Origin of the sequence: Allobranchiibius sp. GilTou38 (assembly GCF_017565325.1) — a bacterium.
GTDB classification, from domain to species: Bacteria; Actinomycetota; Actinomycetes; order Actinomycetales; family Dermatophilaceae; genus Allobranchiibius; species Allobranchiibius huperziae.
In genome coordinates, this window is the sequence record NZ_JAGEKN010000008.1 from 236,551 (window position 1) to 250,076 (window position 13,526).

12 protein-coding genes are annotated in these 13,526 nt (G+C 70.2%); 11 read left to right on the forward strand and 1 reads right to left on the reverse strand.

Annotated elements, in window-relative coordinates; all coding sequences use genetic code 11:
• The first annotated feature begins 3 nt into the window (after positions 1 to 3).
• On the forward strand, positions 4 to 1,053 hold the full coding sequence (locus JOB34_RS12650) for a hypothetical protein (protein ID WP_208053049.1): 1,050 nt from the start codon (positions 4 to 6) through the stop codon (positions 1,051 to 1,053).
• A gap of 13 nt (positions 1,054 to 1,066) precedes the next feature.
• Positions 1,067 to 1,591, forward strand: a complete 525-nt coding sequence (locus JOB34_RS12655; RefSeq protein ID WP_208053050.1) for a histidine phosphatase family protein — start codon at positions 1,067 to 1,069, stop codon at positions 1,589 to 1,591.
• A gap of 297 nt (positions 1,592 to 1,888) precedes the next feature.
• Here the strand turns inward: JOB34_RS12655 and JOB34_RS12660 are convergent, their stop codons facing one another.
• Complete coding sequence (locus tag JOB34_RS12660; protein ID WP_208053051.1) at positions 1,889 to 2,494, reverse strand: TetR/AcrR family transcriptional regulator; 606 nt, start codon at positions 2,492 to 2,494, stop codon at positions 1,889 to 1,891.
• An 82-nt stretch (positions 2,495 to 2,576) separates the two neighbouring features.
• On the opposite strand from JOB34_RS12660, the gene JOB34_RS12665 reads away from it, so the two are divergent.
• The 9 genes from JOB34_RS12665 (at position 2,577) to ilvC (ending at position 13,502) form a co-directional block, all read left to right on the forward strand.
• Positions 2,577 to 4,178: an MFS transporter gene (locus JOB34_RS12665; protein WP_208053052.1), complete on the forward strand. Its 1,602-nt coding sequence runs from the start codon at positions 2,577 to 2,579 to the stop codon at positions 4,176 to 4,178.
• A gap of 123 nt (positions 4,179 to 4,301) precedes the next feature.
• Positions 4,302 to 5,021 (forward strand): TMEM175 family protein, encoded by a 720-nt coding sequence (locus JOB34_RS12670; RefSeq protein WP_208053053.1) that lies wholly within the window; start codon positions 4,302 to 4,304, stop codon positions 5,019 to 5,021.
• A gap of 10 nt (positions 5,022 to 5,031) precedes the next feature.
• Entirely contained in the window at positions 5,032 to 6,732 is a 1,701-nt protein-coding gene (gene ilvD / locus JOB34_RS12675) for a dihydroxy-acid dehydratase (protein ID WP_208053054.1), read from the forward strand.
• A 72-nt stretch (positions 6,733 to 6,804) separates the two neighbouring features.
• Positions 6,805 to 7,563, forward strand: coding sequence for an ABC transporter ATP-binding protein (locus tag JOB34_RS12680; RefSeq protein ID WP_208053055.1), 759 nt, complete (start codon positions 6,805 to 6,807; stop codon positions 7,561 to 7,563).
• On the forward strand, positions 7,548 to 9,107 hold the full coding sequence (locus JOB34_RS12685; RefSeq protein ID WP_208053056.1) for a hypothetical protein: 1,560 nt from the start codon (positions 7,548 to 7,550) through the stop codon (positions 9,105 to 9,107). Before JOB34_RS12680 ends, JOB34_RS12685 begins: the two co-directional genes overlap by 16 nt.
• Positions 9,108 to 9,149: 42 nt before the next feature.
• Positions 9,150 to 9,803: an SDR family oxidoreductase gene (locus JOB34_RS12690; protein WP_208053057.1), complete on the forward strand. Its 654-nt coding sequence runs from the start codon at positions 9,150 to 9,152 to the stop codon at positions 9,801 to 9,803.
• A gap of 268 nt (positions 9,804 to 10,071) precedes the next feature.
• Entirely contained in the window at positions 10,072 to 11,910 is a 1,839-nt protein-coding gene (locus tag JOB34_RS12695) for an acetolactate synthase large subunit (RefSeq protein ID WP_208053058.1), read from the forward strand.
• A complete protein-coding gene (gene ilvN / locus JOB34_RS12700; RefSeq protein ID WP_208053059.1) occupies positions 11,910 to 12,422 on the forward strand; it encodes an acetolactate synthase small subunit in 513 nt (170 codons plus the stop codon). The genes JOB34_RS12695 and ilvN overlap by 1 nt, the downstream gene beginning before the upstream one ends.
• Positions 12,423 to 12,482: 60 nt before the next feature.
• Positions 12,483 to 13,502 carry a ketol-acid reductoisomerase gene (gene ilvC, locus JOB34_RS12705; RefSeq protein ID WP_208053091.1) on the forward strand — a complete coding sequence of 340 codons (1,020 nt, stop codon included), beginning with the start codon at positions 12,483 to 12,485 and terminating at the stop codon, positions 13,500 to 13,502.
• Positions 13,503 to 13,526: the final 24 nt, after the last annotated feature.

Consider the following 13,526-nt stretch of genomic DNA (forward strand, 5'->3'; position numbering starts at 1 on the left):
CCGATGGCGAACGAGGGCGGGGCCGGCGAGGGGAGTGCCCAGCGGACCGGTCGCGGTGGCCTCTGGTACGTCGCCGTCCTGCTCGCCGCGGCCGTCGTCGTGCTCGCGATCCAGGCCCTGCTCACGATCGCCTACGTCGGACTCTCCGGCGACCACGCCGGTCGCGGCCCGAAGGTGCTCGTGGCCAGCGCGGACCGTGATGTGGCCGGGGGGATCGCCAACCGCATGAACGCGCTCGACGGACATCCGCTGCGCGCGTTCGTCGCCTCCGACCGCACCGCCGCCGAGAGCGACCTCGCGGACGGCGACGCGTCGGCGGTGCTGGTCTTCACCCCGGATCAGGCCTCCGACGCGATCCTCACCGACTCCGCGGCCGATGCAGCCGACGTCGCCGCGTCGACCGCGATCCTGCGAGCGGACGAAGCCGCCCAGGGACGTGCTGCCGCCGTCCGGGACGTCGCGCCCACCCAGCCGGGCGACCCGCGCGGGCAGGTGAGCGGGTACCTCGTGCTGTGCCAGTCCGTCAGCGGTTTCGTCATCGCCGCCGCCCTCGGGGCGTGGCTGCACGGCCGGCGAACGGGCTTCTCCCGTCTGCGTCGGACCCTGCTCGCCGCCATCGTCTTCTCGCTCGGGTCGGGGGCGTTCGGGGCCTGGCTGGTCGTCTCGGGGACCCGTTCGCTCAGCGCGCCGTGGCTTCCGCTCGCGCTCGCCTGCGCCCTGGTGGCCGGGGTGAGCGCGGTCCTCACGTTCGCTGCCATCGGAGTGTTCGGGCCGGGCGGCGCGGTGCTCCCGGCCCTGATGCTGGCGACGTTCAGCGGACCGTACGCCGCGTCCGACGCCTCGCTGCCCGCGATTACCCGAGCCGTCGTCCACCAGCTGCCCGGCGGCGCCGGCGTGGACCTGGTGCGGGACGTCGTCTACTTCCACCGCGATCACGTACTGCGGCCGGCGGGCACGCTCGGCTGGTGGCTGCTCGGCGGGCTGCTGGTGATGTTCCTGGCGGGCGCCAATGCCCGGCGGGTGGGCGATCCGCCGCCGGGTCCCGCACAGTGACATGCTCGGTGGCATGACGACCGACCGCCACCGACTCGTCCTCATCCGACACGCCCAGGCCGCCGGCGGCGATGCCGACACCCCGGACCACGACCGTCCGCTCACCGATCGCGGGCACCAGGACGCGGCCGCCCTCGGGCGCTGGCTCAAGGACGCCGACATCCGGCCCCAGGAGACCCGTTGCTCCACGGCCACCCGCACGCGCGAGACCTGGGCGGCCGTCGTCGAGGCGGCCGCGATCGGCGCCATCGTCGAGCACGACCAGCGGATCTACAACGCCGACCCGTCCGCGCTGCTGGAGGTCCTGCACGAGGCGGACCCGAAGGCCGAGACGGTCGTGATGGTCGGGCACGCCCCCGGCATACCCCACTTCGCCGCGAGCCTGGCCGACGGTCAGGGCGACGCGGAGGCCCTGGAGGAGCTCGAGCGGGGATACCCGACGTGCACGGTCGCCGTGCTGGATATCGACGGCGAGTGGGACCAGCTCGCGAACGGCGGGGCGCAGCTACGAGCCGTACACACCGCTCGCGCCGACTGAGGCCTCAGCTCTCGATCGGCGCCACCAGCGACCGCTCGGGCCGGGGGCCGGGCGCTGTCGGGGTGGCTCGGGTGTCTCTGTCACCCCGGACAGGCATGGCAGGCATGCCGAAGCGGTGCGCGAGGAAGAAACGCATCCGCGCATTGTTCAGGCTGGATCACGGCGTACGACGGGCCGTCGCGCCATGCGGACAGGCCCCTGCAGCGATGCCGACCGTGGCGCAGGTGAGCCCGGGAGACACACGTCGGCCTGCGTCCCTCGGACCGACCTGCGCCGGTGTCAGGGGTGGGCGCGAGTTCAGCGGGTGAGCCGGGCGAGCGCGGTGACCATGTGCTCCAACGCGACGTCCCAGTCCAGGATGTGCTGGTCGACGATGAGCATGGCGCATCCGTGCAGTCCGGCCCACAGCGCGCTCGCGTCGCTCTCGGCGTCGGGACTGACCGAGTCGCCGGAGTCGATGCAGGCCTGGATTCCGTCGACCAGCACATGGAACGCGCGCATCCCCGGGTCGTCATCGGCCTTCAACTCATCGGTCATGGTACGGAAGCTCCCGAACAGCAGCCGGTACCGGTGCGGTGACTTCTCGGCGTACCTGAGGTACGCCGAGCAGCCTTGGCGTAGGCGGCTGACCGGGTCCTGCTGTCCGGCCTCGATGGCGCGCTGCGTGAAGAGTCGGAGTTCATCGAAGGATTCGTCGATCAGGGCGAGCACGATGGCGTCCCGGTCCGGGAAGTGCGCATAGATCGACGGGGCGGAGATCCCCACCTCGCGGGCGACCGCACGCAGGGTGATCGCTTCGTCGCGACCCTCCCGGTCGAGGATCCGGCCCGCCGCGGCCACGATCTCCGGTCGCAGGGCCGCGCCCTGCCCGCGTGGGTTGCGTGGTCGGTCGATCATCGTCATGAGGTGACTTTACAAGTGTTAGTTCAAGGAGTAAAACTTACAGACGTAAGGCAACAGACGTTAACTTTCCAAGGAGCATCCGATGAGCGTCACCGCCAACCCCGCCGCGGGCCACCCACGACGCCGACAGGTGCTGGGCGTCATGTGCCTGTCGCTGCTGATCGTCGTCGTGGACAACACCGTCCTCAACACCGCACTGCCGTCGCTGGCCAAGGCCCTGCACGCCTCCAGCACGGATCTCCAATGGATCACCGACGGGTACACGCTGGCGTTCGCCGCCCTGCTGATCGTGGCCGGCGCGCTCGGCGACCGGTTCGGACGACGCGGCGCCCTCCTGCTCGGCCTGACGATCTTCGGCGCGGGCTCAGTTGCGGCGGCACTGTCCGGGAGCGCGGAGGCGCTGATCGCCTGCCGGGCCGTGATGGGTGTCGGCGGGGCGTTCGTCATGCCGGCGACGCTGTCCATCCTCACCAGCGTCTTCCCGGCCAAGGAACGCGCCGGCGCGATCGCCGCATGGTCCGGGGTCGCCGGCATCGCCATCGTCGTCGGACCCACCCTCGGAGGCTTCCTGCTGGAGCACTTCTCCTGGAGTTCGGTCTTCTGGATCAACGTGCCGCTCGTCGCGGTGGCCCTGGTCGCCGTGGTCACCGTCGTGCCGACGATGTCGCCGCAGGTGAGCGCGACCGGACGACGCCCGCGCCTGGACGTCGGCGGTGCGGTGCTGTCCGCACTCGGCATGCTGGCGCTGATCGACGCGGTGATCGAGGCAGGGGACCGAGGATGGACCGCCCGTCTCACGCTCGCCGAACTGGTCGGTGCCGCAGTATTGTTCGCGGCATTCATCGCCCGGGAGCTCACCGCCGCGGACCCGCTCATCGACGTGCGCATCTTCGCGAACCGCGCCTTCTCGGCCGCTGCCGGGTCGGTGGCCCTGATCTTCTTCGCGCTGTTCGGATCGTTGTTCGGCCTCACCCAGTACCTGCAGCTGGTGCACGGCTACAGCCCGCTGTCGGCGGGCCTTCGCGCGTTGCCGTTCGCCGCCGCGGTGTTGGTGGCGGCACCGCTCAGCAGCCCGTTGGCAGCCCGCCTGGGCGCTCGGATCGTCATCCCGGCAGGACTCCTCTTCATGGGAGCGGGTCTGCTGTCGCTGCACAACCTCACCCCGACCACCGGGGTCGTGCACGTCTCCGTCGGGGTGGCACTGATGGGCACCGGTATGGGGCTCGCCCTCGCGCCTGCCGGGGAGTCGATCATGAGTGTGCTGCCCGAGCGCGAGCGCGGGGTGGGCAGTGCCGTGAACGACACCGTGCAGGAGCTGGGCGGCAGTCTCGGCGTGGCCGTGATCGGCAGCCTCGTGACGGCGGCGTACCGGACGAACTTCACGTCTGCCGCGGCGGACGCCCACCTGCCGGGCGCGATCGTGCAGCCCGCTCGAGGATCGATTGCGGCGGCGGATGCGACTGCGGCGCAGGCCGGTCCGTACGCCGCGAGCGTGACCGATGCGGCGCACCAGGCGTTCACCAACGCCATGACGCACGGATTCCTCGTCGCCGCTCTCGTCGCGGTCGCCGGTGCGGCGCTCACGGCGTGGGCGTTGCCGGGGCGGGCCGACCGCCGTCCGGCGAAGCACGTCGCGACCGAGGCCGCCCCCCAGATCGGCGAGGCCGTTCCCGTCTCGTCCTGACCGGCGGCCGTATGTGCGGCGGGAGGAGGTGTGCACGGTGAGACCCCTCGGGCGGGTCGACGGTGGGCACCTCCTCCCGCTTCACACCGACACCGCCGTGGAGGCCCCCGCCTACTCTGAGGTGTGCCGAACGAACCCCTGCAGTCAGAGCGTGGGCGAGACCTGGAGCGACTGCTCACCTTCATCGACGCGATCGTCGCCATCGCGATCACCCTGCTCGTGCTGCCGCTGGCGGATCTTGCCTCCGGGGTCACCGGGTCAGGGTCCGTGGCCGATCTCCTGCGGGTCCACCAGGCGCAGATCTGGTCCTTCCTGCTCAGCTTCGCGGTGATCGCCCGGCTCTGGTTCGCCCAGCACCGCGCCGTGCGTCACCTGCAGGATGCGGACGCGACGGTGTCGTGGCTGCTCGTCCTCTGGACGCTCACGATCGTGTTCCTGCCCTTCCCGACCGCGCTGGTCGCCGAGGCGGGTCATCAGGCCGTCGTCAAGGTCCTCTACATCGGCACGATCACGGTGAGCATGGTCGTCATCGGTCTGACCGTCCGCACCATTCGGCGCCGACCGTCTCTGGCCGACGGGGTGGGCCTGCCCCAGATGGAGCCGTCGGTGGTGAGTGCGGTGCTGCTCGGGTTTGCCCTGGTCATCACCCTGGCGATCCCGGCCACGACCTACTACCCGTTGCTGCTCCTGATGACCGAGTCGTGGATGCTTCGGGCCTACGACGCGGTGGCCGCCCGCAGGACGGGACGGCGTACGACGCACGAGGACGACGCCGAGCCCCCCGTACCGGACGCCGACGCCGGGTCTGAGACCGTGCGGCGGGTGGCCGGCCCGGCGGAATAAGCTGCCGGGCATGTCTGGGACCCCTGATCTGAAGCCCCGCAGCCGCGACGTCACCGACGGCCTGGAGAAGACCGCCTCCCGAGGGATGCTGCGCGCGGTCGGGATGGGCGACGAGGACTGGGCCAAGCCGCAGATCGGCGTGGCCAGCTCCTGGAACGAGATCACGCCCTGCAACCTCTCGCTCGACCGGCTCGCGAAGGCGTCCAAGGACGGCGTGCACGCCGCCGGCGGCTACCCGCTGGAGTTCGGCACCATCAGCGTCTCCGACGGCATCTCGATGGGCCACGAGGGGATGCACTTCTCGCTGGTCAGCCGCGAGATCATCGCCGACTCCGTCGAGACGGTGGTCAGCGCCGAACGTCTCGACGGCACAGTGCTTCTCGCGGGATGCGACAAGTCGCTGCCCGGCATGCTGATGGCTGCCGCACGCCTCGATCTGGCCAGTGTCTTCCTCTACGCCGGCTCGATCCTGCCGGGCATCGCGAAGCTGTCGGACGGCACCGAGAAGCAGGTCACGATCATCGACGCGTTCGAGGCGGTCGGTGCCTGCGCTGCGGGTCTGATGAGCCGCGCGGACGTCGACACCATCGAACGCGCGATCTGCCCGGGCGAGGGTGCCTGCGGTGGCATGTACACCGCCAACACGATGGCGTCCGTCGCCGAGGCCATCGGAATGTCGCTGCCCGGCAGCGCCGCACCGCCGGCGACAGACCGGCGCCGCGACGGGTTCGCCCGCAAGTCCGGTGAGGCCGTCGTGGAGATGCTGCGCCGGGGCATCACCGCGCGCGACATCATGACCAAGGAGGCGTTCGAGAACGCCATCGCCGTGGTGATGGCGTTCGGCGGGTCCACCAACGCGGTGCTGCACCTGCTGGCGATCGCGCACGAGGCCGACGTCGACCTCTCGATCGAGGACTTCCAGCGGATCGGGTCCCGGGTGCCGCACCTGGCCGACGTGAAGCCGTTCGGCAGCTACGTGATGACCGACATCGACAAGGTCGGCGGGGTGCCCGTCGTCATGCGTGCGCTGCTGGACGCCGGGCTGATGAACGGCGACTGCCTGACCGTCACCGGGCGCACCATGGCCCAGAACCTCGCCGACGTGCCGCCGCCGGACATCGACGGCAAGGTCATCCGCGCGATGAACGAACCCATCCATCGCACCGGCGGACTGACGATCCTCAAGGGCTCGCTCGCACCGGAGGGCGCGGTCGTGAAGTCGGCCGGCTTCGACAGCGACGTGTTCGAGGGCACGGCACGGGTCTTCGACGGCGAACGCGCCGCGATGGATGCCGTGTCCGAGGGCTCGCTGAAGCCGAAGGACGTCGTCGTCATCCGGTACGAGGGACCCAAGGGCGGCCCGGGCATGCGCGAGATGCTCGCCGTGACCGGTGCCATCAAGGGCGCCGGGCTGGGCAAGGACGTGCTCTTACTGACCGACGGTCGCTTCTCCGGAGGCACCACCGGCCTGTGCGTCGGGCACGTCGCGCCCGAGGCGGTGGACGAGGGACCCATCGCCTTCGTCCACGACGGCGACCCGATCCGGCTCGACGTGGCAGGGGGCACCCTCGACCTGCTCGTCGACGAGGAGGAGATGGCGCGCCGGCGTACTGCGGGCGTCACCCACCCCGAGCCCAAGTACACCCGCGGCGTGCTGGCCAAGTACCGCCGTCTGGTCGGTTCGGCCAGCAACGGGGCTGTCTGCGACTGACCGCCCCGATCCGGGGAGGCCCTCCCCGCGCGGTTGACCCCCGCGGGGCGTCGATCCTGGTTGACTGCGCTCGTGCAGCACGCGGTCGTCTTCGACGGACTCTCCAAAGCCTTCGGCGGCCGGGTGGCGGTGGATCGACTGTCCCTGCAGATCCCGGTCGGGTCCGTCTACGGGGTGCTGGGGCCGAACGGCGCAGGCAAGACCACCTCGATGCTCATGGCGAGCGGGCTGCTGCGCCCCGACGCGGGGCGCGTGCAGGTGCTCGGCAACGACGTCTGGGCCGATCCGGTGGCGGCGAAGGCGTTGTTCGGTGTCGCGCCGGACGGCCTGCGGCTCTTCGACGGCCTGAGCGCGCAGGAATTGCTGCGGTTCGTCGGTGAGTTGCGCTCGATGCCCGGCCCGGTGATCGCCGAGCGCGCTGCCGAGCTGTTGCACGTGCTCGGACTGGCCGACGCCGCCAACGTGGTGGTCGCCGACTTCTCCGCCGGCATGACCAAGAAGATCGGGCTTGCCTGCGCGATGCTCCACGCGCCGCGCGTGCTGATCCTGGACGAGCCGTTCGAGTCCGTCGATCCGGTGTCCGCGCAGACGATGCGCGCGGTCATCGCCCGGTACGTCGCAGGCGGCGGCACGGTGGTCATGTCAAGCCACGTGATGGAGCTGGTCGAGGCCGTCTGCGATCACGTCGCGGTCATCGTCGGCGGGCGGGCGCTCGCCGCGGGGCGCACGTCCGACGTACAGGGCGGCATGAGCCTGCACGAGCGGTTCCTGCAGTTGGCGGGGGTGGGCGCGGACGAGCTCGGAAGCGGGTTGCAGTGGCTGCAGTCCTGATCCGGCTCAAACTGACGATCCTGCGTCGGTCCCTCGGCCGGGACACCTCACGGTTGGTCAGCTATCTGATCGGAGCGATCGTCGCGGCGATCCTGGTGGTCGCATCCTTGCCTGTGGCTGTGGGTCTGCGTGCCGGGTCGGTGACCGACGCGTCCGGTGCCGTCGCGGCGATGAGCACCGTGACTCTGCTCTGGATGCTCGCTCCATTGCTGATGGCGGGAGTGGACGACACGCTGGACGCCGGTGCCTTCTCGGTGCTGCCGCTTGGTGCCCGCCGCCTCATCCCCGGACTGACGTTGGCCGCGCTGGTCGGCATACCGGGCGCAGTCACCGCGGCGTTCGCCCTCGAACAGGTGCTGGTGTGGAGCCGGTCGGTGCCCGCGACGCTCGCCGCGACCGCCGCGGCTCTCCTCGGCGCCGCCACCTGCGTGGTGCTGTCGCGGATGGTCACCTCCGTGATCGCCCGGTCGCTGTGGAGACGGCGCGCGCGCTTTCTCGTGACCATGGTGCTGCCGCTGATCTACCTCGCGCCGTTGGTGCTCGACCAGTTCCTCGAGCGCCGGAGGTCCAGCCACGGGTCCGCCGCCGCGCACCACGCGGCGACCGTCGCGGAGTGGACCCCGTTCGGATGGGCCTGGGCCGTCCCGTGGGAGGTCGCCCGCGGCGCGTACGCCGATGCGCTGCTCCACCTCGCACTCGCCACCGCGTTGTTGCTGACCCTCGTCGCGCTCTGGGAACGGGTGCTCGACGTCGAACTGACGACCACCGCACCCAGGCAGGCGGGGACGGTGCGCGTCTCGCGCGCCCCGTCGAGGCGGTCCCGTCCCCTGACCGCGATCGCCCGGCGGCGGCTGCTCGGCTGGCGCCGCGACCCACGCCTCACCATGCAGGCCGTCTCGCTCATCGCGGTGTCGGTCCTCCCGGTCTTGCCGGCCCTGATCAGCTCGGGCGGTAGCCATCCGTCCGGAGTGCTCCCTCTGGCTCTGTCCTCCGTCATGGCCGGGGTGCTGATAGCGAACGACCTCGCCTACGACGGCACGGCGTGGTGGATGCAGGTCGTTGCCGGCGTACCCGGCTGGGTCGACCGTGCCGGCCGTGCTCTCGCGATCGGCGCGAGCGTCCTCGTCTTCGACGCCCTGGTGTCGGTCCTGCAGATCGCCGTCGGGGCACACACCGCCTGGCTGGCGGTCAGCGGGCCGTTGGTCGGTGCGCTGCTGATCTCCCTCGGCCTGGGTGCAGCAATGGGAGCGTTGGACCCGGGCCAGGCGACGCGCCGAGGCGCGAACCCGTTCGCCGGCAACGCGGGGGGCGGCGCCCGAGGGTGCCTCACCGCCGCCGTGATGTTCGTCGTGCCCGCGGTCCTGGTCGCGCCGGTGATCGTCGGGGCCGTCCTCGCCCGGCACTCGGCCATCGCGGAGTGCGTGGTGCTCGCGGCCGCACTGATCTGGGGCTCCGGCGGGCTCGGGGTCGGGATCTGGTGGGGCGGGCGACGACTGGACCGGGGAGCACCCGAGATGCTGGGCAAGCTGCGCAAGTTCGCCTGAACCACCCTGAAGGGGACGCGGTGCATGCGGCACAGTGGTCGAATGACTTCCATCGCCATCTTCGGCGGCCACGGCAAGGTCGCACTCACGCTGTCCCGGCTCCTGGTGGCCGCGGGCCACGACGTCCGCTCGATCTTCCGTAACGAGGACCATGTGCAGGACGTCCTCGCGACCGGCGCCACGCCTGTGGTCGCCGACCTGGAGACCTCGGACGTCCCCGCGATGGCCGAGCTGCTGCACGGTGTCGAGGCGGTCGTCTGGACCGCGGGCGCCGGCGGCGGCAGTGAGGCGCGCACCTACGCGGTCGACCGCGACGCCGCGATCCGCAGCATGAACGCCACGGTCTCGGCCGGGGCTACGCGCTACGTGATGGTGTCCTACTTCGGTGCCGGTCCCGATCACGGTGTGGCGCACGACAACTCCTTCTTCGCGTACGCCGAGGCGAAGGCGGCCGCGGACGAATACCTGCGGGGGACCGGGCTCGACTGGACCATCCTCGGGCCCAGCTCGCTGACCGACGACGAGCCGACCAGCCGCATCGAGATCAACGACGGCTCCGTGAAGGGCGGCTCGGTCGACCGCGCCGACGTGGCCGCCGTCATCGCCGGCGTCCTGGACCTTCCGGCGTCGTACGGCCGGATCATCGAGTTCAACAACGGGGCCACCCCGATCGGCGAGGCCCTCGAAGGTCTGTGACCCCCACGGTTGTCAGCGGATCACTGGTGCCGACGCCGGTGATCCGCTGACAACCGGGAGGCGTTCTCGAATGATGAGACGTCGGTCTCACATTGTTGACGGTGCTGCGAGCCGGTTGCAGACTGTGGACGTGGCCCGAATTCTCGTACTTGTGAGGCACGCCCGCTGACATCCCGTCGGTGAGCGTGCCAGCCCTCAATGCCTGCGAAGGCTGGGGGCCTTTTTCATGCCATGTTCCAGCTGGGCCAGACCGAACGCGAGGACAACGATGACCAACGTGACGCACAAGCCGTCCGCCCCAGTGCCCGCGCCCCCCGCGGGCGCTCGCCCCGCAGCGCCTCCGCGCGAGGTGACCGGCGCACAGAGCCTCGTCCTCTCCCTGGAATCCCTCGACGTGGACACGGTCTTCGGGATCCCCGGTGGCGCGATCCTGCCGGCGTACGACCCGCTGATGGACTCCACCAAGGTGCGCCACATCCTGGTGCGCCACGAGCAGGGCGCCGGTCACGCCGCTCAGGGGTACGCCGCGGCGACCGGCAAGGTCGGTGTGTGCATGGCGACCAGCGGACCCGGCGCCACCAACCTGGTCACCGCGATCGCCGATGCCTCGATGGACTCGGTGCCGATCGTCGTGGTCACCGGTCAGGTGTCCTCCCGGGCCATCGGCACGGACGCCTTCCAGGAGGCCGACATCCGCGGCATCACGATGCCGATCACCAAGCACAGCTACCTCGTGACGCGTGCGGCGGACATCTCCCGCGCGCTCGCCGAGGCCTTCCACATCGCCTCCACCGGCCGGCCCGGCCCGGTGCTGGTCGACATCAGCAAGGACGCGCTGACCGGCCGGACCGACTTCTCCTGGCCGCCCGCGTTCGAACTGCCCGGATACCGGCCCGTCACTCGTCCGCACAGCAAGCAGATCCGGGCCGCCGCTGACCTGATGCTCGCGTCGAAGCGACCGGTGCTCTACGTCGGTGGCGGAGTGATCCGTGCGAAGGCCAGCGCAGAGCTGGCTCAGTTCGTGGATCTGACCGGCATCCCGGTCGTCACCACGCTGATGGCCCGCGGCGCGTTGCCCGACAGTCACCCGCTGCACCTGGGCATGCCGGGAATGCACGGCTCGGTCGCGGCGGTGACCGCGCTGCAGAAGTCGGACCTGCTGCTCGCGCTGGGGACCCGGTTCGACGACCGGGTGACCGGCGAGATCTCCTCGTTCGCGCCCGAGGCGAAGGTCGTGCACGCCGACATCGACCCGGCCGAGATCTCCAAGAACCGGATCGCGGACGTGCCGATCGTCGGTGACTGCAAGGAAGTCATCGAGGAGCTGACGGCCGTGGTGCGCGCGGACCAGGATGCCGGCCGCCAGGGCGACTACGCCGCGTGGCGCACCCGCAGCACCGGCTGGGCGCAAACCTTCCCGCTTGGCTACGCGCCGGAGGAGAACGCGACGGCGATCCCGCCGCAGTACGTCATCGAGCGGATCGGCGCCCTGACCGGGCCCGACGCGGTCTACGCCGCCGGAGTCGGCCAGCACCAGATGTGGGCCGCCCAGTTCGTGAAGTACGAACGGCCCAACTCCTGGATCAACTCCGGCGGGCTCGGCACGATGGGGTACGCCGTGCCGGCTGCAATGGGTGCCAAGGTCGGCGAACCCGACCGCACCGTGTGGGCGATCGACGGCGACGGGTGCTTCCAGATGACCAACCAGGAGCTCGCGACCTGCGTCATCAACGACATCCCGATCAAGGTCGCGATCATCAACAACTCCAGCCTCGGCATGGTGCGCCAGTGGCAGACGCTCTTCTACAACGAGCGTTACTCCAACACCGACCTCAACACCTCGGTCGGTTCGCGGGTGCCGGACTTCGTCAAGCTCGCCGACGCGTACGGCTGCGTGGGCCTGCGCTGCGAGCGTGCCGAGGACGTCGACGACACTATCCGGAAGGCCCTGGAGATCAACGACGTTCCGGTCGTGATCGACTTCGTGGTGGAGCGTGACGCGATGGTCTGGCCGATGGTGCCGGCCGGCGTCAGCAACGACATGGTGACCACGGCCCGGGCGATGACGCCGGTCTGGGATCGCGACGACGAGGCAGGAGACGCCTGATGGCGCGGCACACGCTCTCGGTCCTGGTGGAGAACAGCCCCGGTGTGCTCGCGCGCATCGCCGGACTGATCTCGCGCCGCGGCTTCAACATCGACTCCCTGGCCGTCGGGCCTACCGAGCACGACACCGTGTCGCGGATGACGATCGTGGTCGATGTCGACCCGGTCGCGCTGGAGCAGGTGACCAAGCAGCTCAACAAGCTCATCGAGGTGCTGAAGGTCGTCGAGCTCGAGCCGGGTCACTCGGTGCAGCGCGAGATCGTGCTCATCAAGGTGCGCTGCGACGCGGCGAGTCGGGTGGAGATCGTGCAGATCACCGAGCTGTTCCGGTGCAACGTCGTCGACGTGGCCGTCGACTCCATCGTGATCGAGGCCACCGGCACCCCGGAGAAGCTGATCGCGCTGCTGGACGTCCTCGAGCCGTACGGCGTGCGCGAACTGGTGCAGTCCGGGCTCGTGGCCATCGGTCGCGGCAGCCGGTCGATCACCGACCGCGGTCGGCGTTCGGCCTGAATCACATTCCTAATCAACTAAATCCGACCTACCAAGGAGATCCACACCGTGCCTGCTGAGATGTTCTACGACGACGACGCCGACCTGTCGGTGATCCAGGGCCGCAAGGTGGCCGTCATCGGTTACGGCAGCCAGGGGCACGCGCACGCCCTCAACCTGCGCGACTCCGGCGTGCAGGTCGTCGTCGGTCTGCGGGAGGGCTCCTCCTCCCGGGAGAAGGCCGAGAACGAGGGCCTGCAGGTCATGACGGTCGCGGAGGCCGTGCAGCACTCCGACGTGGTCATGCTGCTCGCGCCGGACCAGGTGCAGCGCGGGCTGTACGCCGAGGAGATCCAGCCGCACCTGAAGCCGGGCAACGCCCTGTTCTTCAGCCACGGCTTCAACATCCGCTTCGACTACATCGTCCCGCCCGAGGGCGTCGACGTCGCGATGGTCGCGCCCAAGGGTCCGGGTCACCTCGTGCGCCGTGAGTACGCCGACGGGCGCGGCGTCCCCGTGCTGGTCGCCGTCGAGGTCGACGCCTCCGGCAAGGCCTGGGATCTGGCCAAGTCCTACGCCAAGGCCATCGGCGGCCTGCGCGCGGGCGGGATCCGGACGACGTTCACCGAGGAGACCGAGACCGACCTTTTCGGCGAGCAGGCCGTGCTCTGCGGCGGCGCGTCCCAGCTGGTGATGTACGGCTTCGAGGTGCTCACCGAAGCGGGCTACCAGCCCGAGATCGCCTACTTCGAGTGCCTGCACGAGCTGAAGCTGATCGTCGACCTGATGATCGAGGGCGGCATCGCCAAGCAGCGCTGGTCGATCTCGGACACCGCCGAGTTCGGCGACTACGTCTCCGGCCCGCGGGTGATCGACCCGCACGTGAAGGAGAACATGCAGGCGGTGCTGGCCGACATCGTGAACGGCAACTTCGCTCAGCGCTTCATCGACGACCAGGACGCCGGCGCACCGGAGTTCAACCGGCTGCGCAAGCAGGGCGCCGAGCATCCGATCGAGGCGACCGGCAAGCAGCTGCGCGGACTCATGAGCTGGATCAAGGACAGCGACTCCGACTACGTCGAGGGTTCCGCCTCGCGCTGACACCGCAACACACCGAAGGCCGCC

What these genes read in the sequence shown, in the direction of transcription:
- JOB34_RS12650 (WP_208053049.1), top strand. Translation starts at nt 4, where the DNA reads ATGGCGAACGAGGGCGGGGCCGGCGAGGGGAGTGCCCAGCGGACCGGT.
- JOB34_RS12655 (WP_208053050.1), top strand. Translation starts at nt 1,067, where the DNA reads ATGACGACCGACCGCCACCGACTCGTCCTCATCCGACACGCCCAGGCC.
- JOB34_RS12660 (WP_208053051.1), bottom strand. Translation starts at nt 2,494, where the DNA reads ATGACGATGATCGACCGACCACGCAACCCACGCGGGCAGGGCGCGGCC.
- JOB34_RS12665 (WP_208053052.1), top strand. Translation starts at nt 2,577, where the DNA reads ATGAGCGTCACCGCCAACCCCGCCGCGGGCCACCCACGACGCCGACAG.
- ilvD (WP_208053054.1), top strand. Translation starts at nt 5,032, where the DNA reads ATGTCTGGGACCCCTGATCTGAAGCCCCGCAGCCGCGACGTCACCGAC.
- JOB34_RS12690 (WP_208053057.1), top strand. Translation starts at nt 9,150, where the DNA reads ATGACTTCCATCGCCATCTTCGGCGGCCACGGCAAGGTCGCACTCACG.
- JOB34_RS12695 (WP_208053058.1), top strand. Translation starts at nt 10,072, where the DNA reads ATGACCAACGTGACGCACAAGCCGTCCGCCCCAGTGCCCGCGCCCCCC.
- ilvN (WP_208053059.1), top strand. Translation starts at nt 11,910, where the DNA reads ATGGCGCGGCACACGCTCTCGGTCCTGGTGGAGAACAGCCCCGGTGTG.
- ilvC (WP_208053091.1), top strand. Translation starts at nt 12,483, where the DNA reads ATGTTCTACGACGACGACGCCGACCTGTCGGTGATCCAGGGCCGCAAG.